18 protein-coding genes and 1 riboswitch are annotated in these 24,505 nt (G+C 71.6%); of the genes, 11 read left to right on the top strand and 7 right to left on the bottom strand.

Going from position 1 to position 24,505, the window contains the following annotated elements:
- The first annotated feature begins 28 nt into the window (after positions 1-28).
- The 7 genes from DPQ23_RS11355 to mnhG all read left to right on the top strand — a co-directional run bounded on the left by DPQ23_RS11355 (position 29) and on the right by mnhG (position 8,272).
- Positions 29-1,759 (top strand): PHA/PHB synthase family protein, encoded by a 1,731-nt coding sequence (locus DPQ23_RS11355; RefSeq protein WP_205961446.1) that lies wholly within the window; start codon positions 29-31, stop codon positions 1,757-1,759.
- A gap of 440 nt (positions 1,760-2,199) precedes the next feature.
- Positions 2,200-5,127: a monovalent cation/H+ antiporter subunit A gene (locus DPQ23_RS11350; protein WP_112874876.1), complete on the top strand. Its 2,928-nt coding sequence runs from the start codon at positions 2,200-2,202 to the stop codon at positions 5,125-5,127.
- Positions 5,127-5,471, top strand: a complete 345-nt coding sequence (locus DPQ23_RS11345; protein ID WP_112874874.1) for a Na+/H+ antiporter subunit C — start codon at positions 5,127-5,129, stop codon at positions 5,469-5,471. Before DPQ23_RS11350 ends, DPQ23_RS11345 begins: the two co-directional genes overlap by 1 nt.
- Complete coding sequence (locus DPQ23_RS11340) at positions 5,468-7,117, top strand: monovalent cation/H+ antiporter subunit D (protein ID WP_112874872.1); 1,650 nt, start codon at positions 5,468-5,470, stop codon at positions 7,115-7,117. Before DPQ23_RS11345 ends, DPQ23_RS11340 begins: the two co-directional genes overlap by 4 nt.
- Positions 7,114-7,599, top strand: coding sequence for a Na+/H+ antiporter subunit E (locus tag DPQ23_RS11335; protein ID WP_112874871.1), 486 nt, complete (start codon positions 7,114-7,116; stop codon positions 7,597-7,599). Before DPQ23_RS11340 ends, DPQ23_RS11335 begins: the two co-directional genes overlap by 4 nt.
- The gene (locus DPQ23_RS11330) at positions 7,596-7,877 is read left to right on the top strand and encodes a K+/H+ antiporter subunit F (RefSeq protein WP_112874869.1); all 282 of its coding nucleotides are present in this window, start codon (positions 7,596-7,598) and stop codon (positions 7,875-7,877) included. Before DPQ23_RS11335 ends, DPQ23_RS11330 begins: the two co-directional genes overlap by 4 nt.
- The gene (gene mnhG, locus DPQ23_RS11325; RefSeq protein ID WP_112874867.1) at positions 7,874-8,272 is read left to right on the top strand and encodes a monovalent cation/H(+) antiporter subunit G; all 399 of its coding nucleotides are present in this window, start codon (positions 7,874-7,876) and stop codon (positions 8,270-8,272) included. Before DPQ23_RS11330 ends, mnhG begins: the two co-directional genes overlap by 4 nt.
- A gap of 244 nt (positions 8,273-8,516) precedes the next feature.
- Here the strand turns inward: mnhG and DPQ23_RS11320 are convergent, their stop codons facing one another.
- From DPQ23_RS11320 to DPQ23_RS11310, 3 genes are all read right to left on the bottom strand, one after another.
- Complete coding sequence (locus tag DPQ23_RS11320) at positions 8,517-9,563, bottom strand: lipocalin-like domain-containing protein (RefSeq protein ID WP_112874865.1); 1,047 nt, start codon at positions 9,561-9,563, stop codon at positions 8,517-8,519.
- Entirely contained in the window at positions 9,553-11,901 is a 2,349-nt protein-coding gene (locus DPQ23_RS11315) for an FtsX-like permease family protein (RefSeq protein WP_112874929.1), read from the bottom strand. Before DPQ23_RS11315 ends, DPQ23_RS11320 begins: the two co-directional genes overlap by 11 nt.
- Positions 11,902-11,969: 68 nt before the next feature.
- A complete protein-coding gene (locus DPQ23_RS11310; protein WP_112874864.1) occupies positions 11,970-12,644 on the bottom strand; it encodes an ABC transporter ATP-binding protein in 675 nt (224 codons plus the stop codon).
- Between the two features lie 333 nt (positions 12,645-12,977).
- Between DPQ23_RS11310 and DPQ23_RS11305 the strand changes: the two genes are divergently transcribed.
- From DPQ23_RS11305 to DPQ23_RS15445, 3 genes are read left to right on the top strand one after another with little or no spacing between them, the layout of a single operon-like run.
- Complete coding sequence (locus DPQ23_RS11305) at positions 12,978-13,904, top strand: sulfurtransferase (RefSeq protein ID WP_112874862.1); 927 nt, start codon at positions 12,978-12,980, stop codon at positions 13,902-13,904.
- Between the two features lies 1 nt (position 13,905).
- The gene (locus DPQ23_RS11300; RefSeq protein WP_112874861.1) at positions 13,906-15,039 is read left to right on the top strand and encodes a YeeE/YedE thiosulfate transporter family protein; all 1,134 of its coding nucleotides are present in this window, start codon (positions 13,906-13,908) and stop codon (positions 15,037-15,039) included.
- Positions 15,036-15,212, top strand: a complete 177-nt coding sequence (locus DPQ23_RS15445) for a hypothetical protein (RefSeq protein ID WP_162630723.1) — start codon at positions 15,036-15,038, stop codon at positions 15,210-15,212. The genes DPQ23_RS11300 and DPQ23_RS15445 overlap by 4 nt, the downstream gene beginning before the upstream one ends.
- A gap of 145 nt (positions 15,213-15,357) precedes the next feature.
- Here the strand turns inward: DPQ23_RS15445 and DPQ23_RS11295 are convergent, their stop codons facing one another.
- On the bottom strand, positions 15,358-16,224 hold the full coding sequence (locus DPQ23_RS11295; RefSeq protein WP_112874859.1) for an NAD(P)-dependent oxidoreductase: 867 nt from the start codon (positions 16,222-16,224) through the stop codon (positions 15,358-15,360).
- Between the two features lie 127 nt (positions 16,225-16,351).
- On the opposite strand from DPQ23_RS11295, the gene DPQ23_RS11290 reads away from it, so the two are divergent.
- The gene (locus DPQ23_RS11290) at positions 16,352-19,030 is read left to right on the top strand and encodes a penicillin acylase family protein (protein WP_112874857.1); all 2,679 of its coding nucleotides are present in this window, start codon (positions 16,352-16,354) and stop codon (positions 19,028-19,030) included.
- Positions 19,031-19,085: 55 nt separating this feature from the next.
- Here DPQ23_RS11290 and metK read toward each other — a convergent pair whose 3' ends face one another.
- From metK to DPQ23_RS16195, 3 genes are all read right to left on the bottom strand, one after another.
- Positions 19,086-20,252: a methionine adenosyltransferase gene (gene metK, locus DPQ23_RS11285; protein ID WP_112874856.1), complete on the bottom strand. Its 1,167-nt coding sequence runs from the start codon at positions 20,250-20,252 to the stop codon at positions 19,086-19,088.
- Positions 20,253-20,257: 5 nt separating this feature from the next.
- A riboswitch (SAM-SAH riboswitch) is annotated at positions 20,258-20,308 on the bottom strand.
- A gap of 45 nt (positions 20,309-20,353) precedes the next feature.
- Positions 20,354-21,883 (bottom strand): apolipoprotein N-acyltransferase, encoded by a 1,530-nt coding sequence (gene lnt, locus DPQ23_RS11280; protein ID WP_112874854.1) that lies wholly within the window; start codon positions 21,881-21,883, stop codon positions 20,354-20,356.
- Between the two features lie 24 nt (positions 21,884-21,907).
- Positions 21,908-24,412, bottom strand: a complete 2,505-nt coding sequence (locus DPQ23_RS16195; RefSeq protein ID WP_420818583.1) for a DEAD/DEAH box helicase — start codon at positions 24,410-24,412, stop codon at positions 21,908-21,910.
- Between the last annotated feature and the right edge of the window lie 93 nt (positions 24,413-24,505).

The raw sequence follows: 24,505 nt of genomic DNA, 5'->3' as shown, positions 1-24,505 counted from the left end.
AGGGGGGGCCCAGACCCTCCAGGAGGCGTTGTCCCAGAACCCGACGCTCCGCTCGGTCGATCAGATGTGGAATGCCAATCCCCTGCGCGACGTCATCCCCCTGGACTGGGCAGAGATCGCGCGCGCCCTGCGCATCGTCTGGCTTCGCTCGCTGTCCCGGCCCGAAACGGCCCGGTCCCTCCTGGAGTTCAATCAGGAACTGTGGCGCTCGGCGCTGAGCGTCTGGTACGAGGCCGGGCAGCGCTGGCAGGGCAAAGCCGAGGCCGTGCCGGAAACAGCCCCCACGTCCCTGGCTGACAAGCGCTTTGCGGCGCCCGAATGGCACACGAACCCTGCCTATCGCACGCTGATGGAGATCTATCTTCTCGCCTCGGACTGGCTGATGGAGCAGAGCGGGTCGGATGACACCGACGACGCCGAACAGCGGCGCATCAATTTCCATCTTCGGCAGTTCGTCGACGCGATGAGCCCGACGTTGATGCTGCTGTCGAACCCCGCCGCGCTGCGCAAGGCGATCGAGACGGGCGGGACCAGCCTTGCGGCCGGGGCGAGAAACCTGATGGCCGACCTGGCGGCCGGGCGGCTCAGCATGGTCGATGCGGACGCCTTCGCGCCGGGGCGCAACCTTGCGCTGACCCCCGGCAAGGTGGTCCATCGCAACAAGCTGATCGAACTCATCCAGTATGAGCCGACGACCAGGCAGGTCCATCAGGTGCCGCTGCTGATCGTGCCTCCGTGGATCAACAAGTTCTACATCCTCGACATGCAGCCCAAGAACAGCATGGTGAAATACCTTGTGGAACAGGGCTTTACCGTGTTCGTCGTCTCGTGGAAGAACCCGGACGCCTCGATGGACGCGATCGGCATCGAGGATTACATGGACCTGGGCCTGCTCGAGGCCGTCGATGTGGCGCGGGACATCACCGGCGCTGACACGGTCAACGTCATGGGCTACTGCATCGGCGGGACGCTTCTGACGATGACGCTTGCGATGCTGGCGGCCAAGGACGAGGGCGACAAGCGCATCAACTCGGCCAGCTTCATGGTTTCGCTCCAGGACTTCTCGCGCGTGGGCGAGACCGCGGTCTTCATGGACGAGCCGGGGCTCGACCTTGTCGAGCAGCAGATGATGGACCGCGGCTATCTCGACAGCCGCGAGATGTCGAACATGTTCAGCCTGTTGCGTTCGAATGATCTCATCTGGGCGAACGTGGTCAACAACTACCTGCTGGGCAACAAGCCGCCCGCCTTCGATCTGCTCTACTGGAACAGCGACGGCACCCGCATGACGCGCGCCGCCCACAGCTGGTACCTGCGCAACACCTATGCCGAAAACAACCTGATCGAGCCGGGCAAGGTCACGCTGAAAGGCGTGCCCCTCGATCTGGGACGGATCAAGCTGGACTGCTATGCGGTCGGCGCCGAAAAGGACCACATCGTGCCCTGGGATGCGGCGTGGCGCATCACGCAGCTTTTCGGCGGCGACGTGCGGTTCGTCCGCGCCTCCAGCGGCCATATCGCCGGGATCATCAATCCGCCGGGCGGCAAGGGCGCCCACTGGACCCGGGACAGTGGCAGCACGGCGACCAGCCCGGACCAGTGGCTGCAAGGCGCGACCCGGCACGACGGCAGCTGGTGGAGCGACTGGACGGCCTGGCTGTCCGCGCGCTCGGGCAGGAAGGTTGCGCCGCCGTCGATGGGCAGCGAAAAGCATCCTCCCCTTCAGGACGCGCCCGGAAGCTATGTCATGGAGAAGTAGAGGCCGGCAGAGCGGCTGCACGGCGCGCTGTGCGGATACGGCGTGATCCTCGGAAGGCGCGAAGATCCTTGAAAGACTGCGGGTGGAAAGGCTTCAGGATGACGGGGTTCATCTCCGCCATCCTGCATCAGTTTCGCCACTTTGCCTCATAATGGTCTGATCTTGGTAAGGATAATGAATGGATCTCCGGCCTTTCTCCCTGGCGCCGATCAGCGGATGAGTCCCTGACTCGGTGGCCCCCCGGCCGGCCGAAGGTTGAAAGCGTGACCCTGCCGTCGTCGCGACAGTGATCGGTGCCGACCCGCCACGGGTCGGGGACGGGGCGATCCCTCGCCCCCGGTGCGGCTACCCGCGCGCGGGCCGGTGCAGATCGCGGTTCGCGAGGGTGGCAATTCGCAAAGGCTTGTCCTAGACCGTCCACCATCAAATCAAGCGCCGGAATGATCGAACAGAACGCCCTTCTCCTCCTGACGGGGCTGCCTTTCGGGGCGGCGGCCATCGCCTCGACGCTGCCGCGTCAGGCGCGCAATGCCGAGGCGTGGCTCTCGGGCGCCGTGATGGCGGCGGGGGTGGTGATCCTCGCGCTTCTGTTTCCCCTGATCGCCACGGGCGAGGTGCTGCGGGCGCAGATCGAATGGCTGCCCAGCCTGGGCCTGAACCTGGACCTGCGGCTCGACGGGCTGGCCTGGCTGATGCTGCTGCTGGTCTTCGGCATCGGCCTGCTGGTGGTGATCTACGCCCGCTACTACATGGCGCCGACCGACCCGGTGCCGCGATTCTACGCGCTGCTGCTGGCGTTTTCCGGCGCGATGGCGGGCATCCTGATCTCGGGCAACATCATCGGGCTGGTGGTGTTCTGGGAACTGACCAGCGTCGTGTCGTTTCTGCTGATCGGCTACTGGCAGCGCAGCCAAGCGGCGCGGGACGGTGCCCGGATGGCGCTGACGGTGACGGCCAGCGGCGGGTTCTGCCTGCTGGCGGCGATGCTGATGCTGGGGCAGATCGTGGGCAGCTACGACCTCGACACCGTGCTGGCGTCGGGCGATGTCATCCGGGCGCATCCGCTGTACCTGCCGGTCCTGATCCTGTTCCTGATCGGCGCCTTCACCAAGTCGGCGCAGTTCCCGTTCCATTTCTGGCTGCCCAACGCGATGGCGGCGCCGACGCCGGTGTCGGCCTATCTGCACAGCGCGACGATGGTAAAGGCGGGGGTGTTCCTGCTGGTGCGCTTTTCGCCCGCGCTGGGGCAGACCCCGGCCTGGTTCTGGATCGTCGCGGGGGCCGGCATGACGACGCTGGTGATCGGCGCGATGATCGCGCTGTGGCGCAATGACCTGAAGGGGCTGCTGGCCTATTCCACCATCAGCCACCTTGGCCTGATCACCGCGCTGGTCGGCATCGGCAGCGAACTGGCGATCATCGCCGCGATCTTTCACATCCTGAACCACGCCCTGTTCAAGGCGTCGCTGTTCATGGCCGCGGGCATCATCGACCACGAGACCGGCACCCGCGACATGCGCAGGCTGAGCGGGCTGTTCGGACCGATGCCACGCACCGGCATCCTTGCGATCGTCGCCGCCGCGTCGATGGCCGGGGTGCCGCTGGCGAACGGGTTCCTGTCGAAGGAGATGTTCTTCGCCGAGGCCGCCGACTGGCACAACGGCAGCGCGCTGGACAACGCGCTGCCCTATATCGCCGTCTTCGCCAGCGTCTTTTCGGTCGCCTATTCGCTGCGCTTCATCATGAGCGTGTTCTTCGGCCCGCCCGCCACCGACCTGCCCAGGACCCCGCACGAGCCGCCCAGCTGGATGCGCCGCCCGGTCGAGGCGCTGGTGCTGCTGTGCCTGCTGGTGGGGATCTTTCCGGGCCTTGCCGCCCGCTGGGTGCTGGACGTGGCCGCCGTGGCGGTGCTGGGCGACCGCACCCCGTATTACAGCCTGGCGCTGTGGCACGGCTGGAACACGCCGCTGAAGATGAGCCTGGTGGCGCTGGTCGCGGGCCTTGCCGTCTATGCGCTGGGCGCGCGCCGTTTCTCGGGCGAGGCCGAGGCGCCGCCGCTGCTGGACCGAATCCGCGGGCAGCGCATCTTCGACGCGCTCATGCTGCGACTGGGGTGGAAATGGCCGCGCGTCCTGCATCGCGCCATGGGGTCCGACGCGCTGCAACCGCAGCTGCGGCTGATCGTCGTCCTGACGTGGCTTGCGGCGGCCTTCGTGCTGTGGGGCGCCACCCGGCTGGTCCCCCGGCAGGTGTTCGAGGGCGTAAACCCGGTCTTTGCGCTGCTCTGGGCCGTGGGCGCGACCTGCGCGCTGGGGGCCGCCTGGCAGGCCAAGTACCACCGCTTTGCCGCGCTGGTCATGCTGGGGGGGGCGGGGCTTGCCACCTGCCTTACCTTTGCCTGGTTCTCGGCCCCCGACCTTGCCGTCACGCAGCTTCTGGTCGAGATCCTGACCACGGTCCTGCTGCTGCTGGGCCTGCGCTGGCTGCCCAGGCGTGTCGAGAAGATCGCCGAGGACGTGCTGCTGCCGGCCCGGCTGCGCCGCGGGCGCGATGCCGTCCTGGCCGCAGCCTGCGGAACCGGGGTCGCGGCCCTGGCCTTTGCAGTCATGTCGACGGCGCCGGGGCTTTCCATCGGCGACTGGTTCCGCCGCAACGCCTATTCCGAGGGCGGTGGCACCAACGCCGTCAACGTGATCCTGGTCGATTTCCGCGCGTTCGACACCTTCGGCGAGATCACCGTCCTGACCATCGTGGCGCTGACCTGCTTTGCGCTGCTGCGCCGCTTTCGCCCTGCGCCCGAAAGCATCGCCCTGCCGGAACAGCAGCGCCCCGTTCCCGCCGCCGGGCCCGAGGATGGCACGTCGCCCACGCCGCACGACGTGCTGATGGCGGTGCCCTCGGTCATCATGCAGTGGATGTTTCCGCTGTCGATCATGCTGGCGGCCTATCTGTTCTTCCGCGGCCACGACCTGCCGGGCGGCGGCTTTGCGGGGGGCGTGGCCTTCGCCATCGGGCTGCTGCTGCAATATCTGGCCACGAACGTCCGCTGGCTCGAAAGCCGGATCACCATCCGGCCGACCACCTGGATGGGGATCGGGCTGCTGATCGCCGCGGGCACCGGGATCGGCGGGTTCCTGTTCGGCTATCCGTTCCTGACCGCCAGCGCCCGCTATGTCGACGTGCCGCTGGTCGGCCCGGTCCCCGCGGCCACCGCGATGGTGTTCGACCTTGGGGTCTTTGCCACGGTCGTCGGCGCCTCGGTGCTGATCCAGATCGCCATCGCCCACCAGTCGCTGCGCTCGGCCCGGCTGCGCGCGCGCGAGGCCACGGACACCGCCGCCGCCGCCCTGCACAGAGAGGCGCGCTGATGGAGCTGATCCTGTCGCTGGCGATCGGGGTGCTGGTCGGGTCCGGGGTCTGGCTGATCCTGCGGCCGCGCAGCTTTCAGGTCATCATCGGCCTGTGCCTGCTGTCCTATGGCGTGAACCTGTTCATCTTCGGCATGGGGCGGCTGGTGTCGGGCGCGGCGCCGATCATGCCCAAGGGCGGCTTCGTCGATCCGGCGGCCTATGCCGACCCGGTGCCGCAGGCGCTGGTGCTGACCGCGATCGTCATCAGCTTTGCCACCACGGCGCTTTTCCTGGTCGTCATCATGGCCTCGCGCGGGTTGACCGGCACCGACCACGTGAACGGAAAGGAGCGTGACCAGTGAACGGCGGGCCCGAGCATCTGATCGTCGCGCCGATCCTGATCCCGTTGATCACCGGCGCCGTCATGATGCTTTACGACGAGCGGCAGCGCCGGACCAAGCTGGGCCTGGGCCTTGCGTCCTGTGGCGTGCAGCTGGTCATCGCCTGCCTGCTGCTGCTGCGGGCCGAGGGCACCGCCGCCACCGGCGGCAACGCCATCGGGCTATACCTGCTGGGCAACTGGCCCTCGCCCTATGGGATCGTTCTGGTTCTCGATCGGCTGTCGGCGATGATGCTGGTCATCACGGGCATCCTCGCGCTGCCGGCGATTCTGTATGCGGGGGCCGGCTGGCACCAGCGCGGCCAGCGGTTTCATGCGCTGTTCCAGTTCCTGCTGATGGGGCTGAACGGCGCCTTCCTGACCGGCGACCTGTTCAACCTGTTCGTGTTCTTCGAGGTCATGCTGGCCGCGTCCTATGCGCTGCTGCTGCACGGCTCGGGGCGCGAGCGGGTGGGCGCGGGGCTGCACTACATCGCCGTCAACCTGACCGCGTCGCTGATGTTCCTGCTGGGCGTGGCCATCATCTATGGCGTGACCGGGACGCTGAACATGGCCGACCTGGCCACCCGCATCCCGCAGCTGAGCGAGGCGGACCGGCCGCTGATCCATGGCGCCTGCGCGATCCTGGGCATGGTGTTCCTGGTCAAGGCCGGCGCCTGGCCGCTGTCGTTGTGGCTGCCGGGAACCTATATGGCGGCCTCGGCCCCGGTCGCGGCGGTGTTCGCGCTGCTGACCAAGCTGGGCGTCTATGTCATCCTGCGGCTTTCGCTGCTGGTCTTCGGCGCGGGGGCGGGCGTCTCGGCCGGGTTCGGTGCGGACGTGCTGATCTGGGGCGGCATGGCGACGGTGGTGTTCGGCATGACCGGCGCGCTGGCCGCGCAGGCGCTGGGGCGGATGGCGGCAAACCTGACGCTGGTGTCCTCGGGCACGATGCTGACCATCGCGGGCTTTGCGCTGGGGCAGGGGGACGCGCAGATGCTGGGGGCGGGGCTCTTCTACATGCTCGCCTCGACCACGGCGCTGGCGACGCTGTTCCTGCTGGCCGAGCCGATGTCGCGCGAGCAGGGCGCCGCCGCGGTCCTCGCGCTCAGCGCCGAGCTCTATGGCGTGGACCTGTCCGAGGACGAGCCCGACCCCGAACCGCAGGTCACGGGCGTGTTCCTGCCGGGATCGCTGACCGTGCTGGGCCTGTGCTTTGCGGCCTGCACGCTGATGCTGGCGGGCCTGCCGCCGCTGGCGGGGTTCCTGGGCAAGTTCGGGGTCCTTGCCGGTGCGATTGCGGGCATGGGCGATGCGACGTCGTCGCCCGCGCGCTGGGTCTTCGTCACGCTGCTGCTGGTGTCGGGCCTTGCGGCGATGATCGCGCTGGGGCGGATCGGGATGCAGACCTTCTGGGCGGCCGAGGAGGACCTGCCCGCCGTCCCCACGATGGAGCTGCTGCCGATCATGGCGCTGGTCATCGCCGGCGGCCTGGTGCTGACGGTCGAGGCCGAGCCGGTCATGCGCTACATGACGCGGACCGCCGACGCGCTGCTGCGCCCCGAGATCTATATCCACGGCGTCGTCACCGCGCCGCCCGTGGATGCGCGGGCGGGGAACGGCGGATGAGGATTCTGCCCCATGCCCTGCTGACGCTGCTGCTGGTGCTGGTCTGGATGGTGCTGACCAGCTTTTCGCCGGGACAGCTGATCCTGGGCTCGGTGGTCGCCATCTTTGCCGGGCGCGCCTTTGCGGCGTTGACGCCCGACCGCACCCGCCTGCGCCGGCCGGACCTGATCCTGCGGCTGGTGCTGATCGTCGCGGCCGACATCGCACGGTCGAACGTCGCCGTCGCGCGGCTGATCCTGACCGGCGGGCGGCATGGGCAGCGTCACTCGGGCTTCGTTCACATTCCCCTGGACCTGCGAGAGCCGAACGGGCTGGCCACGCTGGCCCTCATCGTCACGGCAACGCCGGGGACGGCGTGGCTCGACTATGACCCCGACAGCGGCGAGTTGCTGCTGCACGTCTTCGATCTGGTGGACGAGGCCGGCTGGATCGACCTGGTGAAGAACCGCTACGAGGCGCTGCTGCTGGAGATCTTTCAATGAGCGAGACCATCCTGACCGTCGCTCTGACCCTTTCGCAGCTGTGCCTTGTCCTCGCGATGCTGCTGGCGACCCTGCGGCTGCTGCGCGGGCCGCGGGCGCAGGACCGGGTGCTCAGCCTCGATGCGCTTTATGTCTGCGGCATGCTGCTGCTGGTGGTGACAGGGATGCGGCTGGGCAGTTCCTATCTGTTCGAGGGGGCGCTGATCATCGGCGCCTTGGGCTTTGTCTCGACGGTCGCCCTGTCCAAGTTCCTGCTGCGTGGCGAGGTCATCGAATGACCAGCCACCTGGCACAGGTTCCCCTGTGGGCGGCGATCGTGATCGCGGTCCTCGTCGTCCTGGGCAGCGGCCTGACCCTGCTGGGCGCCCTGGGCCTGGTGCGGCTGTCCAGCTTTTTCGACCGCATCCACGCGCCGACGCTGGGCACCAGCTGGGGCACGGCGGGGGTGATGCTGGGGTCTGCCCTGCTGTTCACGCTGACCGGGGACCGGCTGGTCATCCATGAAATCGTCATCGGCGCGCTGATGATGACCACCACGCCCGTGACCCTTATGATCCTGGGCCGCGCGGCCTTGTCCCGCAACGGCGGAGCGCGCCCGCGGGCAGCAAACCCGGCCTCGATCACGGCCGGGCTTGATGCAGACGCCGCCGAGGGCGGGTCTGACCGCCGCTGACGCAGCGTCGAGGTCCTGACAGGGCAGGCGTCGTCCCGGCCGAAAACGGGCTGCGCTGGCTGGGCGAGGTGAACGTGCGGGGCCGCGCCGCCCCGACGGGCGTCTTCACGATCGCCTGACGGGCGGGGTCCACGCGGCGCCATCCCGTCCCGGTCGTCATCCCCTGAACGGTGCTGCCGATCGGGGTCAGCGCGCAGCGCCTTGCCGCGCCGCCCGGGGCGCGCGGGGAAAGCCCCCGCGCGCGTCAGTCGAGGGGATAGCCCGTCATCTCCAGATAGCCGCGCCCGCCGACGCTCCCCCCCACCCGGACCGGGCCTTCCCAATAGGGCACCGAGGTCGTCATGGCGCTGTCGGGATTGACCGCCTCGACGGTCAGTTCCAGCCCCTCGCCGGGCAGGTCCACCGACCAGGACACCGGCGGCGTCCCCCGGCCGGGGCGCAGGGCGATATCGGCACCCTCCAACGGACGCACGCGGCCATTCGCGTCGATCAGGCTGCCGAAGACGAAAGGCTCGGCCCCCCGGACCTGCGCCGCCATCAGCTTGCGGCCGTCATCCAGATGCAGGGCGAACCAGTCCCAGCCGGTCTGGCTGCGGTCCAGCGGCTGCGACGACCATTCGCGGTCCAGCCACGCCAGGCCGGACACATGAACCGCGCCATCCGGCAGGGACAACTGGCCCGTCACGCGGTAAAACGGCTGGCTATAGTAATGGCTGGCCTGCCCGCCCGGACCCTTGACCGAATAGCCGTCCTTGCCATGCGCGACCGGGGGCCCCTCCGCCACCGCCGTCAGCGCATAGGCGAAATCGCTGCCCCGCGCCTTGATGGCAAGCCGGTCGAGGCCGTCGGCCCCGCCCTCGGCGCCCAGGGACCAGTCGTCGATCCAGGCCGCGAACGGCTGCGCGACGACGCCCGCCTGCCCGATGCCGCCCCGGCCGAACCGCTCGGCCACGTGGTGGGCATCGGGCGTGGTGACGGCCGCATGGGCCATCCAAACCTGCGGCGTGGACCACCCGGACTGCGCCCCCGTGGGCGACAGGGCCGAGCGGAACAGCGTCCACTGCGCCCCATAGTCGCGCCCGTCGTCGCCGCGCAGGTTGGCCGTCAGATACCACCATTCGATCCGGAACGCGTCATGGGGCCCATGGTCGCGCGGGAAGGCAAGGGGACGGGCCGGGTCGGGCAGGGCGAACCCCTCGACATCGCTGCCCAGGCCCGCAAAGCCGTCCTGCTGCCCCGCCGCGGGCAGCGGGCCCCACAGCAGGGCGATCAGCAGCCACCTAGCGTTCATCGGCAAAGACCCTCAGCAGTTGGGCGGGCGTGATGCGCGCCAGCCGCAGCGCCGGCAGCGCGCCCGCCGCCAGCGCGGTCGCCAGCGCCGCCAGCCCCAGGCGCACGATCAGGTCGGCCGAGATCCGCATCGGCAACCGCCATCCGAACGCCTCGACGTTGACGACGACCAGCAGCATCCAGGCCAGCCCAAGCCCCACCGGCACGGCATAGACCGCCGTCGCCCCCGCCAGCACCAGCGTGCGCGCCAGCTCCAGCCGCGCCAGCCGCCGCCGTGTCAGCCCGGCGGCCCAGACCGGCGCCAGTTGCGGCAGCCGCATCGAGGCGAGCGTCAGCAGCCCGGTCAGCAGCGCGATCCCCGCCACGCCCAGCGTCAGCACGTTCAGCGCCGCGGTGACGGCAAAGGTCCGCTCGAAGATGCGCAGCGACAGCGCCTTGACCTCGGCCTGGTTGCTGACGGCGCTGTCGGGCAGGGCGAACCGCACCCTCAGCGCGTCTGCCAGGGCGGGTGCGCGGTCGGACGGGACGCGGACCGCATGGTTCAGCCGCGGCGCGTCGGGAAAGCGGCGGGTAAAGCTGTCCATCCCCAGGATGGCTTGCGGGCTGGGATTGCCATAGTCGGAATAGACGCCCGCGACCGGCAGCGCGCCGCCGGGCAGATCGAGGCTGTCGCCCAGCGCCAGCCGCGCGCGCCGGTAAAGCTGCTCGTTCACCAGCACGCCCGTTCCCTGGGCTACGGCGTCCCATGCGCCGGGCTGCGCCGACAGGATCGGCCAGTGATCGCGATAGGTCGGGTGGTCCACCACGCCGAAGATGCGGCCGGGCTGGCCGCGCAAGCTGGCCTCGGCGCTCCAGATCGGAAGGATCGCGTCCACCTGCGGGGCCAGCCAGTCGCGGATCGCGGCGGCCTCGTCCTCGGTGCGGGCGTTGACGTAAAGCTCGGCCACAAGGCGCTGGTCCAGCCAGCCGGTGAAGGTGGTGCGAAAGCTGCCGACCATGGTGCCCACGCCGATGTTGGCCGCCAGCGCCAGCATCAGCGCCATCAGCGCCAGCGACAGGCCGCTGAGCTGCTGGCGCGTATCGGCGACGAACCATTGCGTCAGCACGCCCCGCACCCGCGCCGCGAGGGCGCGCAGCACCGCGTCCAGCACGACCGGCAGCAGCAGCGCCGCCGCCAGCAGCCCGCACGCCATGGCGGCAAATCCCCCGACCAGCCCGCCCGCAGCAAGGCAGAGCGGCAGCGCCGCCATCAAGGCCACCGCCGCCAGCGCCTGCCCCCGCAGCCCCCGCGCGGCGGCCAGCGCCCAGGGCCGCCCCTGTCCCGCCGCCAGCAGGGGCATCCGGGCGGTCCGCACCAGCCCCCGCGCGCCCGCGACGCCCGCGCCCGCCAGGGCCATGGCAAGGCCCGACAGAACCCATCCGGGCCGCAGCGCCAGCCCGCCGCTGACGTCGGTGCCGTAAAGCCCCGACAGCGTGGCGGCGACGCCTGGCATCAGCGCCGCCGCCACCGCCCAGCCCAGAACGACCCCCGCCGTGCCTGCGATCAGCGCCAGCAGCGCCAGCTCGGCCGCGAGGACGCCCAGCACCTCGGCCAGCGGCACGCCCAGAGCGCGCAGCGTGCGGACGACCTGCCGGCGCTGCTCGAACGCCAGGCCCACGGCGGACTGGGTGATGAACAGCCCGACAATGAAGGACAGCAGCGCAAAGGCGGTCAGGTTCAGGTGAAAGCTGGCCGTCAGCGCCGCGGGGTCCGCGCGGCCCTGCGGCTGGGCGCGGACCGCTTGGGGGACGATCCCCTCGACCGGCGGCAGCCCCGCGGGCTGATCGGGCGCCAGGACCAGCGCGCTCAGCCGGTCGCCGCGGGCCAGCAGCCGCTGCGCGATCCCCACGTCCACGACCAGCGTGTTCGGCGGCACGTCGGTCCCCGGCACGATCGTCAGCCCGCCCAGATCGACGCCGGCCAGGGCTGCGGCCGTCGCCTGGTCGGCATGGCCCTGCCCCGGCGGGGTGATGAACGCCAGCAGGTCGCCCGAAGGGACCGCCGCCCCCTGCGCCGTGCCCAGCGTCGTGCGCGTCGCCGGTTCGATCCCCAGGACGGCGACGCGGCCTTCGCCCGCCCGCAGCCGCCCCTCGACCACGGGCGAGACAAGCCAGCCCGCGCGCCTGAGCGCGACATGATCCGCGGTCGTCAGCTCGGTGCCGGGGCGTGGCTCCAGCCGCTCCAGCGCGCCGGTGCCAAGCTGATCGGCGGCCCTGGCATAGCTGGCCCGCGCCTCGGCGTTCACCGCCTGCACCCCCGACCACAGCGCGGTCGCCAGCATGATGCCCGCCAGCAGCATGACAAGCTGCCATGGCCGCCTGCGCCAGTGCGACAGCAGCGCCGACAGCACGAGGCGCGCGCGCCGGGTCACGCAAGGCGCCCCGCGCTCAGGTGAACCCGGCGGTCGCACAGGGCCGCCAGCCGCAGCGAATGCGTGACCAGCACCAGCGTCGTGCCCTGCTGGCGCACCAGCGACAGCATCAGCGCGGCCACGGCGTCGCCGGTCGCCTCGTCCAGGTTGCCCGTCGGCTCGTCCGCCAGCACCAGCGGCGGCTGACCCGCCAGCGCGCGCCCGATGGCGACGCGCTGCTGCTGGCCGCCCGACAGCTGCTCGGGATAGCGTCCCATCAGGTCCGACAGACCCAGCGCGGCCGCAAGAGCCTTGACGCGGGCGGGATCGTGGCGACCGGCCAGGCGCGCCTGAAAGGCCAGGTTCGCGGCGACCGTCAGGGACGGGATCAGGTTGAACTGCTGGAACACCATGCCGATGCGGTCGCGCCGCAGCGCCGCGCGCGCGCGGTCGGCCGCTGTGCGAAGGTCGGTCCCAAGCACCGTCAGCGCACCGGCATCCGGCACGTCCAGCCCGCCGATCAGGTGCAGCAGCGTGCTTTTGCCGCTGCCCGACTCGCCGGTGACGGCCACGCTTTCGCCCCCCCGCAGCGACAGATCGACCCCGTTGAGGACGGCGACCGTCCCGCCTGCCGTCCCGAACGCCTTGGTGATCCCCCGGGCGCTGACGACTTCGGCATCCCTGCTGTTCATCCCGTCCCCGCTGGCGCGCCCTGCGCGGGCGTGCCCGTTCAGGGCCGCGCCGGCTTTGCAGGATTGCCGCACCGGGCGCGCAGATCAAGCCCGTCCGGCGCGTGGCGGCGTCGGGCAAGGCCAAGGGACGGCCAGCCACGGCCAAAATAAGGACAAGCGTCCGTCCCGCGCGCCCCTACGTGGTCTGGCTGACGCCTGAGAGCGCCGATGCGGGAAGAAAATCGCGTCCTGCCCCGTCCGGGCGGAACGCCGTGCGGCCGCTGCGGGGCCGCCCGCTCTGGCGGGCCCTCGCCGCTATTCCTACATCGTGCGCATTGCCATGGGAGAGATGTGATGGGCCGGATCATTCTTGCGACCTGCGCGGCGGCGCTTTTCGGTACCGGGGCGTTCGCGGCGAGTTTCGCGCCGCTGGTCACGCCGACCGAGCTGGCGGCCAGGGGACAGGCGGTCCAGCCGATCATCCTGGACCTGCGCGATGCCAGCTACGACAAGGGCCATCTGCCCGGTGCGATCCCCGCGCCCTATGCGACCTTCCGCGGGGGCAAGGCCAACCCGGGCGCCGTCCCCGATGTCGAGGCCCTGGAGGCCGATCTGGAACGGCTTGGCCTGCGCCTGGACGCGCCCATCGTGATCGTGCCCGAGGGCAAGACGGACACCGATTTCGGCGCCGCCGCGCGCGCCTATTGGACGCTGAAGTCCGCCGGCTTCACCGATTTGTCGATCCTGAACGGCGGCACCCAGGCCTGGACGGCGGCCGGCCTGCCGGTGGACACCGCGCCGGTCACGCCCCAACCGACCGAGCTTGATCTGACCTTCTCGGACACCTGGCTCGCCTCGACCGAAGGCGTCACGCAGGTGGTCGAGGGGACGCATGACGCCGTGCTGCTGGACGCGCGCCCGACCGAGTTCTACGAGGGCCGCACCAAGCACGACGTCGCCGAGCGGCCCGGCACGCTGCCCGGCGCCCAGAGCCTGCCCCATTCCACCTTCTTCACCCCCGGCACGCCGACCCTGTCGTCCTCGACGGACGTGGCCGGGCTGAAGCAGGCCTTGGGCATCAAGGACGGCGACGAGGTCGTCTCCTTCTGCAACACCGGGCACTGGGCCGCGACCCAGTGGTTCGCCCTGTCCGAGCTTGCGGGGCTGGACAACGTCAAGCTGTATCCCGGCTCGATGGTGGAATACTCGCAGGCCGACCTGCCGATGGAGAACGTGCCCGGCCTGCTTGCCAACCTGAGCCGGCAGATCTTCGGGGACTGACATGGCCGACACGACCCTCGCATCCGCAGCCCAGCCCCTGGCCCGCCGGGGCGTGGGGCTGCCCTTTGCCCTCCTGGTGCTGGCGGCCGTCGCCGCCACGACGACCCTTGCGGGCGCACGCTTTGGCCTGATGCTGGTCCTTGGCCTCGGCTTCGGGCTGGTGCTGGAAGGGCTGCGCTTCGGCTTTGCCGGGCCGTGGCGGGCGATGATCCTGCGGCGCGATCCGGGCGGGGTGCTGGCGCAGCTGCTTTCGATCGCTCTGGTGGCGCTGGCGGCCATCCCGCTGCTTGGCTCCGGCGCGGACGAGCTGGTCGGATCGCAGGGCCGGATCGGCTGGGCGATGATCGGCGGCGCGTTCGTCTTCGGCACCGCCATGCAGGTCGTGCTGGGCTGCGGGTCGGGCACGCTGGTCAACGCCGGGTCGGGCAACGCGGTCGCGCTGGTCGCGCTGCCGCTGTTCTGCATCGGCAGCCTGCTGGGCACGCTGCACCTCGACTGGTGGACGGGCTTGGGCGCGCTGCCGCCCATCGTCCTGTCGGGGGGCACGGGACTGGCCGTCACGCTGGCGCTGCTGGCAGGAACCGCGGCCATCGTCCTGGCCCGGGCCGCGCCGGGCACGCGGCGCATTCCAGGGCGCTATGTGCTGGCGGCGGTGCTGCTGGCGGCGCTCGCCATCGCGAACCTGGTCGTCGCGGGCCAGCCTTGGGGGGTCGTCTACGGGCTGGGCCTGTGGGCGGCAAAGGGGGCGTCGGCGGTGGGCGTCGATCTGTCGGCGTCCGCGTTCTGGGCCGCGCCGATCAATGCCGAGCGGCTGGGCGCCAGCATCCTGACCGACTACACCTCGCTGACCAACATCGGGATGATCCTGGGGGCCGCGTGGATCAGCCTGCGGCGGCCCGGCGCGCTGGACCAGCCGGTGGCGCGCCTGCCCGCGCGCGCTTGGGTCGCGGCGGCGCTGTCGGGCCTGGTGCTGGGCTATTCGTCGCGACTGGCCTTCGGCTGCAACGTGGGTGCGTTCTATTCGGGCATCGCCACCGGCAGCCTGCATGGCTGGGTCTGGTTCGCCGCCGCCTTCGCCGGCTCGGTCCTGGGTCTGCGCCTGCGGCCCTGGTTCGGGATGGAGCCGCGTCAATGACCCGGCGCACGATCGCGGCTGTGGCCTGCGCGATGGTCGCGGGCCTGATCGCCCTTGACCTGGCGGCGGTGCGGCCCAATCCCTATGACGCGCCGGCGCTGCTGGCGCTGGGCTCGGGCGCAGCGCCCGTGGGCGGCTTTTGCGGCGCGCCGGCCAGTGTGCCGGGGTCCTGAGGCGTCGGTCCCGCCTGACCGCGCGTGCCCCGGGCACACCGTGGGCCGGATCGGCGCGCCCCTGACGCGCGCATCCTGACCAGACGCCCGCCCGGCGTGCCGCCGCAGGCAGGGCTGGGCGCGGGATCGGCGGACCTGTCGCGCCTTATCGCCGCAGGCGGGCGATCAGCGAGGACGTGTCCCAGCGTCCGCCGCCCATGGCCTGCACCTCCTTGTAAAGCTGATCCACCAGCGCCGTGACGGGCAGGCTGGCCCCGGTCTCGTTGGCCGTGGCCAGGCAGATGCCCAGGTCCTTGCGCATCCAGTCCACCGCAAAGCCGAAGTCGTATCGCCCCTCGGCCATGGTGGCGTGGCGGTTCTGCATCTGCCAGCTGCCGGCGGCGCCCTGGCTGATGACCTCGACCACTTGGGGGATCGACAGACCCGCCCGCTCGGCAAAGTTCAGCGACTCGGCCAGCCCCTGCACCAGACCTGCGATGGCGATCTGGTTGCACATCTTGGTCAGCTGGCCCGCGCCGCTGTCGCCCATGCGGCGGCAGATGCGGGCATAGGCCGCCATGACCGGCTCGGCCGCATCATAGTCGGCCTGGGTCCCGCCGCACATGATGGACAGCTGCCCGCCTTCCGCGCCCGCCTGGCCCCCCGACACCGGCGCATCGACAAAGCCCGCACCCAGTCCCGCCGCCACCGCGGCCAGCTCGCGGGTGACGGCCGCCGAGACGGTGGTGTGGTCCACGAGCACCGCGCCCGGCGCCATGGCCGCAAAGGCGCCATCGGGGCCGGTGCAGACGGCGCGCAGGTCGTCGTCGTTGCCCACGCAGGCCATGACGAAGTCCGCGCCCTGCGCCGCCTGACGGGGCGTCGGGGCGTGGCCGCCGCCATGGCGGGCGACCCAGGCCTCGGCCTTGGCGGGGGTGCGGTTGAAGACCGTCACGCGATGACCCGCGGCAGCAAGGTGGCCCGCCATCGGAAACCCCATCACGCCCAGTCCCAGAAATGCCACGTTCGCCATGCACGCCCCTCAGCCTCGTTGATCTGCGGTGCCGGCTGGCCTATCAGCCGCACTCGACAACCCTTCCACTGCCCCGCGCCCCGGTCAACGTCCCGCCTGCGGCGCTGCTTGCCAAAGGACCGCCCCCATGCTGACGCTGTTTCGCTGGCTGGTGCGGGTGACTGTCGGCCTGATCGTGGGCCTGGTCGCGACGACGGCGCTGGCGTGGTATTTCGCCGTCCGCTCGCTGCCCGACTACAACGCCGAGCTGCGCGTCAGCGGGATCGGCGCTCCGGTCGAGATCGTGCGCACGACGGAAAACGTCCCCCATGTCTTTGCCGCGACCGACACGGATGCGTTCTTTGCGCTGGGGCTGGCGCATGCGCAGGATCGGCTGTTCCAGATGGTCGTGCTGCGCCGCGCGGCCCAGGGGCGGCTGGCCGAGATCCACGGCGCACGGGCGTTCGCCGCCGACGACATGGCGCGCCGGCTGGGGCTGTGGCGGGCGGCGCAGGCGTCCGTCGCCGCGCAGGACGACGCCACGCAGGCCGCGCTGACCGCCTATGCCGCGGGCGTCAATGCCTGGATCGAACAGATCAACGCGGGCGCGCGGGGCCGGGGCGCGCCCGAGTTCTTCCTGTACCCCGACGACATCGCCTATTGGCAGCCGGCGGACTCGCTGGCGATCCTCAAGCTGGTGGCGGCGGGGGCCACGTCGCAACTGCGGGCCGAGGTGACGCGCGCGCAGGTGGCGCTGGCCGTGCCGGAACGCGCCGCCGACCTCGTCTCGGCCCCGGGCGAGCCGCCGCTGCCCGACTATCAGGCGCTGTTCGGGGATGCGCGCTTCGCCCCCCCGCAGGAGGACCCGGACCCGGACTGGTTCGACCGCCTGGCGGGGTTCGTGGTGACGGGCCTTGGCACCGGGGGCAACGGCTGGGCGGCGGACGGCGCGCGCACGGCGGCGGGCGCGCCGATCCTGGCCAACGACCCCCAGGTGGCGCTGACCGCGCCGTCGCTGTGGTACCTGGCGCGGATCGAGCTGTCCTCGGGCGGGGTCATCGGCGGCACGATCCCCGGCATCCCGGCGGTGCTGTCGGGGCGCAATCCCGGCCTTGCCTGGGGGCTGACCCCGGCCGCGATCGACGACCAGGATGTCCTCATGGTCGAGGCGCAGCCGGGCGACGCGGACCGCTATCTCGGCCCGCAGGGCTGGACGGATTTCACCACCCGGCGCGAGGTGATCCGCATCAACGGCGCGGCGGACCAGGAGATCATCCTGCGCGACACCGTCGCCGGGCCGGTCATCCCGGGGGCGCACGCGGGGCTGGCCTCGGTCACGCCGGGCGGCCATGTCGCGGCGCTGCGCTGGACCGGGCTGTCGTCGCAGGACACCACGATGAGCGCGCTTGTCGGGCTGATGCGCGCGCCCGACCGGGCCGCGGGCCAGCGCGCCGCCGCAGGCATCGTGGCCCCGGCGGTGCAGGTGACGCTGGCCGATGCAGGCGGCGTGGCGCAGGTGCTGGCCGGAACGATCCCACGCCGCCCGGACGATCACCCCACGCTGGGCCGCCTGCCTGCGCCCATGCGGCTGGGGTCCGTGCGCTGGCTGGACCCAGTGGCCGCTGACGACGCGCAGCGGCTCAGCCCGTCGGTGATCGGCCTTGTCGTGGCGACCGGGGCCGAGGCGGCGGGATTTGCCAACGCCGCAGGGCAGGAGGCCGAGGGGGCCGCGCCCCTTGTGACGGGGGCCGCCGCGCCGCTGGGGCCGCTGGGCCCGGGGGGCGCGGCGCCCGCCTCCGGTCAGGCCGCCCCGGTCGCGGCCACCCCCGCCGTCGTGCCGGCCGGCGTGGCCGTGCCCGCCACGGGACCGCCAGGCACCGCCGCGGCCCCGGCCGTTCCCCCGGCAACGGCCGTCTGGCCGCTGGGGTATGACCGGGACAGCGCGCTGCGGCTGGCGCGGCTGAACCGGCTGCTGGCCGGGCGCGAGGTCCATTCCCGCGACAGCTTCATCGACGCGCAGCTTGACAGCGTCAGCCCGGCGGCGCGCGCCTTGCTGCCGCTGGTCGGCGCGGACCTGTGGTTCACCGACGAGCCGGCCGCCCCCGGCACGCCCGAGCGTCAGCGGCAAGAGGCGCTGGGCCTTCTGGCCGAATGGGACGGCGCCATGGGCGAGCACCGGCCCGAGCCGCTGATCCACGCGGCCTGGATGGCCGAGTTGCAGCGCCGCCTGATCCAGGACGAGCTTGGCCCCATCGGCGACCGCATCGGCGCGCGGCTGCGCCCGGCGTTCATCGACCGCGTGTTCCGCAACACCGACGGCGCCGCGGCCTGGTGCGACGTGATCCAGTCGGCCCCGACCGAGGACTGCGTGACCATCGCGCGCCAGTCGCTTGACGCGGCCCTTGTGGACCTGACGGCGCGCTTTGGGCAGGACGTGACCAGCTGGCGCTGGGGCGACCTGCACGCGGCACGGCACGAACATCCCGGACTGGGGCGGGTGCCGGTGCTGGGCTGGGTCGTCAGCCTGGTCCAGTCCACCGCCGGCGACAGCTTTACCGTCGCGCGCGCGGGCACGCTGAACGGGCCGGGCGCGGCCAACCCCTATGCCCATGTCACGGGCGCGGGCTATCGTGGGGTCTATGACCTGGCGGACCCGGACAGCTCGGTGTTCATCATCTCGACCGGCCAGTCCGGGCACCCGCTGTCGCGCCATTACGACGACCTAGCGGACCTGTGGCGCCGGGGGGAATACATCGGCATGTCGCTGGACCCCGCGCTGGCCCGCGCCGCGGCCGAGGGCGTGACCCGCCTGGTCCCCGCCGACTGAGCTGGGAAGACGGCCCGCCCCCTTGGGGGGACAGGCCAAAGGGGCAGCCTGCGCCCTACAGCCCGCGGGTCAGGGCCGCGGTCAGGTCGGTGCGTTCCCAGCTGAAGCCGCCGTCCGCCTCCGGGGCGCGGCCGAAATGCCCATAGGCCGCAGTGCGCCGATAGATGGGACGGCACAGGTCCAGATGGTCGCGGATGCCCTTGGGGGTCAGGTCCATCGCCTGGGCGACCGCCCGCTCGATCTCGGCGTCCCTGACGGTGCCGGTGCCGAAGGTGTCGGCATAGATCGACAGGGGCTCGGACACGCCGATGGCATAGCTCAACTGGATGACGCAGCGTTTCGCCAGCCCGGCGGCCACGACGTTCTTGGCCAGGTAGCGCGCCGCATAGGCCGCCGAGCGGTCCACCTTGGTCGGGTCCTTGCCGGAAAACGCGCCGCCCCCGTGGGGCGCCGCGCCACCATAGGTGTCCACGATGATCTTGCGCCCGGTCAGCCCGGCGTCCCCGTCGGGGCCACCGATCACGAACTTGCCGGTCGGGTTGACGTGCCAGACCGTCTCGTCGGTCAGCCAGCCCGGCGGCAGCACCTCGCGCACATAGGGTTCCACGATGGCGCGGATGTCGTCGCTGGTCTGGCCCTCGTCCTTGTGCTGGTGGCTGACGACGATCTGCGTCACGCCGACCGGCACGCCCCCCTCGTAGCGCACCGACAGCTGCGACTTGGCGTCGGGACCCAAGGACGGCTGCTCGCCCGAGTGGCGCACCTCGGCCAGGCGGCGCAGGATCGCGTGGGCGTACTGGATCGGCGCGGGCATCAGCTCGGACGTGTCGTCCACGGCATAGCCGAACATGATGCCCTGATCGCCCGCGCCCCCCGTCCCGACCCCGTCCCAGATCTGCGGGGACTGCTCGTGCAGCACGTTCTGGACCGCGCAGGTCCGCCAGCTGAACTTGTCCTGGTCATAGCCGATGTCGCGGATCACCGCGCGCGCGATCTCGGGCACGCGCTCCATGTGGGCCGCGCGCGCCGCGGGATCGCTCAGCCCGATCTCGCCCCCGATCACCACCAGGTCGCTGGTGGCAAAGACCTCGCAGGCGACACGCGCGGTCGGTTCCTCGGTGAGCAGGGCGTCCAGCACGGCGTCCGAGATCTGGTCGCACAATTTGTCGGGATGCCCTTCCGAGACGGACTCGGAGGTGAAGACATAGTTCTGCCGCGGCATGGGGTTGCTCCATTGGACAATGTCGCCGCCACGCCAGGAAGCCGTTGTGACGGTCGCCACCGGCACCTACGCGACAGCGCAGGCAGCGTCAACGACCGGGGTCAGGCCGACCGCATGCGCCGCCTGCGCCAGATCAGTGCGGCCAGCCCGGCCGCCAGCGCCGCCAGCATCGGCGCGTCGCCCCAGCGCCACCACGGCGTGGGCGGAAGCGGACCGGGCAGCACCGCGTCCAGCGCGCCCGACAGGCCCAGGCCGAGGCTGGCGCGCAGCGTGCCGCGCGCGTCCACCACCGCCGACACGCCCGTATTGGCCGAGCGCAGCAGCGGCAGGCCCGACTGGATCGCCCGCAGCCGGGCCTGCGCCAGATGCTGATAGGGTCCCGACAGCGTGCCGAACCACGCGTCGTTGGTGATCTGCAGCAGCCAGTCCGGGCGTCGCCCGGCGTTGCGGGCAAGGTCCTGGGGAAAGATCGCCTCATAGCAGATCAGCGGCTGCACCGGGGGCAGGCCGGCAAGGTCCAGCACCTGCGGGCCGGGCCCCGCCGCATAGCCGTTGCCGGACTGTGCGGCAAAGGCGGTGATGCCCACCCGCGCCAGCGCGTCGCCCCAGGGCACGTATTCGCCAAAGGGCACAAGGTGGAACTTGTCGTAGACCTGCCCGATGCGGGCGTCGGCGGTGAACTCGGCCAGGCTGTTGTACCACGCCATGCCCTGCGAGCGCTGGATGCCGACCAGCGTCGGCGCGCCCGATGCCGCCGCGATGTCGGCCAGCGCGGGTTCCGCCTGATCCAGCAGGAAGGGCACCGAGGTTTCGGGCCAGACCACCGCGTCGGGCCGCCGGCCGTCGGGACCCCCGCCAGGCGGGGCCGCGGACAGGTCGATCAGGCGCTGATAGAACTGCGGGGCCCAGGCCGGGTCCCATTTCAGCGTCTGGTCGGCATTCGGCTGAACCAGCCGGATCACATGCGGCGTGTCGGGGGGCAGGGGTTGCGCCAGCCGCGCCAGCCCGGCAAACCACGCTGCGCCCACCAGCATCGCGGCCAGCACCGTCCCGCGCCGCAGCCCTTGCGTCACCGGCAGGGCCGCCGCGGCCAGCGTCAGGGCCGACAGCGCCAGCGCACCCCCCCAGGCGGCAATCTGGCCCGCGGGCGTGTCGATCCAGACATGCCCGGTCAGCGCCCAGGGCAGGCCGGTGAACAACCAGCCCCGCAACCAGTCCGACCCCACCAGCAGCAGCGCCACGGCCGCCGCCCGGCTGGCCCGGTCATGGCCCAGGCGGTGGCCCAGCCACGCGGGCGCGGCCCAGAACAGCCCGCCCCCCAGCGCGGTCAGCGTCAGCGCAAAGGGGGCCATCCAGCCGTAGATCTCGGGCTCGACCAGGAACGGCTGGGCGATCCACAGCATGGCGACCGCGAAATGCCCGGTGCCGATGGCAAGCCCCCGCCAGAGGGCCGCGCGTGCGCCGGGGGCCGAGCCCACGCGCCACAGCATCACCGCCATCGCGGCCAGCGTGACGGGCCACAGATCCCACGGCGCCTGGCCCAGCGCCGCGGCCGCGCCGGTCAGCAGGTCCAGCGCCAACCACGCCCAGGCCGGGCGCGCAGGCGCGGCGTCAGGATCGCGCGGCGGCATGGCGGCTGGCGGTCGGCGGCCGGGTCAGGGACCGGCCGCGCCGGGCGAGTCCTCCGCGTCGGCGTGCGCGTCCAGACCGGGCTCGGTCATCGACGGATCGCCAGCCGGGCGGTCGGCAGCCGCGGCCTGCGGCCCCTCGCCGGACGGCGGGGGCGCGGCCGGCAGCGGTCCGCTGTCGTGCGCGTCCAGGCCGTCCTGCGTCATCGGTGGCACGTGGTGCGGCACGGCCGTATCGGCCTCGGTCGGGACCGACGCGACGGCGACCGCCTCGCGTTCCTCGGGCAGGGCGTCGGACGGCAGGTCTGCCGGGACCGCGGGTGCGGCCTCGGCCTGCGCGGCATCGGGCGCGGTGGCCTCACGTTCCTCGGAGAGAGCGTGGGGCGGCGTGGCTGCCGCTTCCTCTGGGACGTGGCCCCCGTCGGACTGGCCAGGCGGGGGGGTGTCTTGGTCCTGCTGCGAGGCGCGGTCCGGTGTGGCGGTGTCCGCCGTCCCGTCCTGCGCCGCGGTCGCTTCGTCAGCCGATGCCGCCTCGGCGGCCGGTTTCTTGCGGGCGCGCGTCCGGGTCCGCTTGGGCTTTTCGGCTTTCGCCGGTGCGTCCTGCGGCCCGGTCTCGGGCGTGTCCTGGGCGGCGTTGTCCTTCGCGCGCTCGTTGTCCTTGGCGCGCTCGTCCGGCGCCTCCTGGGTCACCGGTGCGGCCGCCGCGTTCTCGTGCGGCTGCGGGCTGTCCTGCGGCGGCTCGGCCGCGCCGGGTTCGGCGGCAGCGTCCGCCGCGCTCATCCGTGCTGCGGTGGCGGCGATCGACGGGGCGAAACTGGTCAGCAGGAAGTCGGGCACATGCTCGCCCATCCCCAGCAGCGCCGGACCACGGTCACGGTCGCGGCCCCTGCGGTCGTCGCCACGCTCTCCGCGACGCTCGTCGCCACGCTCGCTGCGACGCTCGTCGCCACGCTCGCTGCGGCGGTCCAGGCCGCGCTCGCCGCGGCGGTCGTCTCTGCGGTCCTCGGCGCGCTCGGCCCGCTCGGCGCGACGCTCGGTGCCGCGATCCCGGCGCTCGTCGCCACGCTCGGCCGGACGCTCGGCGGTCGTCCGATCGGCGGTGCGGTCGCGGCCCTCCTCGTCGCGGCGGCGGGGTTCGGGACGCGCCTCGGACCGGGGTTCGGCGCGCATCTCGGGCTGGTCGGCCAGATCGGGCGTGGCTGTCGCGGCCTCGGCCAGCGGCACGGCATCCGCCGCGGCCTCGCGATCGGGGCGCTCGGCCGTCCGCTCGCCACGGACCCGGCTGCGGGTGCGGCTGGTGGCCGCGCGGCCGCCGCGGTCCGAGACTGGACGGGCGGCCTCGCCGGCGGCCTCGCTCAGCGAGAATCCCTCGGGGACGGGGGCGCGGGGCAGCGTCTGCTTGACCAGGTTCTCGATGGCCGCAAGGTACTTGTCATCCGACGGTGTCGCGATGGAGATCGCGGTGCCGGTACGCCCCGCACGACCCGTCCGGCCGATGCGGTGGACGTAATCCTCGGCGTGGCTGGGCAGGTCGAAGTTGAAGACATGGCTGACCGCCGGGATGTCGAGGCCGCGGGCCGCCACGTCGGATGCGATCAGGAACCGCAGCGACCCCTCGCGGAACCCTTCCAGGGTGCGGGTCCGCTGGCTCTGGTCCAGGTCGCCGTGGATGGGGGCCGCGTCATAGCCATGCGCCTTCAGCGACTTGGCGACGACATCCACCTCGGTCTTGCGGTTGCAGAAGATGATGGCGTTCTTCAGGCTGCCGCCCTCGGACTCGGGGCCCTCGGCGTCGATCAGCGCGCGCAGCAGCTCGCGCTTCTGCTTGGCGGTCTGGTCCTTGCGGGTGGGCACGATCTCGACCAGCTTCTGCACGATCGTCTCGCTGGCGGTGGCCTGGCGGGCAACCTCGATCCGCTCGGGGTTGTGCAGGAATGTGTTGGTGATGCGCTCGATCTCGGGCGCCATGGTGGCGCTGAAGAACAGCGTCTGGCGGGTCAGCGGCGGCGTCAGCTGGAAGATGCGCTCGATGTCGGGGATGAAGCCCATGTCCAGCATCCGGTCGGCCTCGTCCACGACCATGATCTGAACGCCGGTCAGCAGCAGCTTGCCGCGTTCGAAATGGTCCAGCAGCCGGCCCGGGGTGGCGATCAGCACATCGACGCCGCGGTCGATCAGCTTGTCCTGTTCACCGAACGACACGCCGCCGATCAGCAGCGCCTTGGTCAGGCGGGTGTGCTTGGCATAGGTGTCGAAGTTTTCGGCGACCTGGGCCGCCAGTTCGCGGGTGGGGCACAGCACCAGGCTGCGCGGCATCCGCGCGCGCGCGCGGCCCCGGCCCAGCAGGGTGATCATGGGCAGCACGAATCCGGCGGTCTTTCCGGTTCCGGTCTGGGCGATGCCCAGCACGTCCCGACCTTCCAGCGCGGGCGGGATCGCGCCCGCCTGGATGGGGGTCGGCGTCTCATAGCCTGCCTCGGCCACAGCCTGCAGCACCTTGGGGTCAAGCTTGAGATCGGAGAATTTCGTCATAGGGAAGCTTTCGTCTGGGAAGGGTCGCGATCCGACGCGCCGTTGAACGGCGCGGTTGCGGGACGCGGCCAACCTCATGCGCCCCTCGGTTGC

This window comes from Paracoccus endophyticus (assembly GCF_003286075.1).
Taxonomy (GTDB): domain Bacteria; phylum Pseudomonadota; class Alphaproteobacteria; order Rhodobacterales; family Rhodobacteraceae; genus Paracoccus; species Paracoccus endophyticus.
The sequence above is the reverse complement of the archived record's forward strand: the minus strand, read 5'-3'. Positions and strand labels throughout refer to the sequence as shown.

What these genes read in the sequence shown, in the direction of transcription:
- mnhG (WP_112874867.1), top strand. Translation starts at nt 7,874, where the DNA reads ATGACCAGCCACCTGGCACAGGTTCCCCTGTGGGCGGCGATCGTGATC.
- DPQ23_RS11300 (WP_112874861.1), top strand. Translation starts at nt 13,906, where the DNA reads ATGGCCGACACGACCCTCGCATCCGCAGCCCAGCCCCTGGCCCGCCGG.
- DPQ23_RS11345 (WP_112874874.1), top strand. Translation starts at nt 5,127, where the DNA reads ATGGAGCTGATCCTGTCGCTGGCGATCGGGGTGCTGGTCGGGTCCGGG.
- DPQ23_RS11305 (WP_112874862.1), top strand. Translation starts at nt 12,978, where the DNA reads ATGGGCCGGATCATTCTTGCGACCTGCGCGGCGGCGCTTTTCGGTACC.
- lnt (WP_112874854.1), bottom strand. Translation starts at nt 21,883, where the DNA reads ATGCCGCCGCGCGATCCTGACGCCGCGCCTGCGCGCCCGGCCTGGGCG.
- DPQ23_RS11335 (WP_112874871.1), top strand. Translation starts at nt 7,114, where the DNA reads ATGAGGATTCTGCCCCATGCCCTGCTGACGCTGCTGCTGGTGCTGGTC.
- DPQ23_RS11350 (WP_112874876.1), top strand. Translation starts at nt 2,200, where the DNA reads ATGATCGAACAGAACGCCCTTCTCCTCCTGACGGGGCTGCCTTTCGGG.
- metK (WP_112874856.1), bottom strand. Translation starts at nt 20,252, where the DNA reads ATGCCGCGGCAGAACTATGTCTTCACCTCCGAGTCCGTCTCGGAAGGG.
- DPQ23_RS16195 (WP_420818583.1), bottom strand. Translation starts at nt 24,412, where the DNA reads ATGACGAAATTCTCCGATCTCAAGCTTGACCCCAAGGTGCTGCAGGCT.
- DPQ23_RS11315 (WP_112874929.1), bottom strand. Translation starts at nt 11,901, where the DNA reads ATGCTGCTGGCGGGCATCATGCTGGCGACCGCGCTGTGGTCGGGGGTG.
- DPQ23_RS15445 (WP_162630723.1), top strand. Translation starts at nt 15,036, where the DNA reads ATGACCCGGCGCACGATCGCGGCTGTGGCCTGCGCGATGGTCGCGGGC.
- DPQ23_RS11290 (WP_112874857.1), top strand. Translation starts at nt 16,352, where the DNA reads ATGCTGACGCTGTTTCGCTGGCTGGTGCGGGTGACTGTCGGCCTGATC.
- DPQ23_RS11320 (WP_112874865.1), bottom strand. Translation starts at nt 9,563, where the DNA reads ATGAACGCTAGGTGGCTGCTGATCGCCCTGCTGTGGGGCCCGCTGCCC.
- DPQ23_RS11295 (WP_112874859.1), bottom strand. Translation starts at nt 16,224, where the DNA reads ATGGCGAACGTGGCATTTCTGGGACTGGGCGTGATGGGGTTTCCGATG.
- DPQ23_RS11310 (WP_112874864.1), bottom strand. Translation starts at nt 12,644, where the DNA reads ATGAACAGCAGGGATGCCGAAGTCGTCAGCGCCCGGGGGATCACCAAG.
- DPQ23_RS11330 (WP_112874869.1), top strand. Translation starts at nt 7,596, where the DNA reads ATGAGCGAGACCATCCTGACCGTCGCTCTGACCCTTTCGCAGCTGTGC.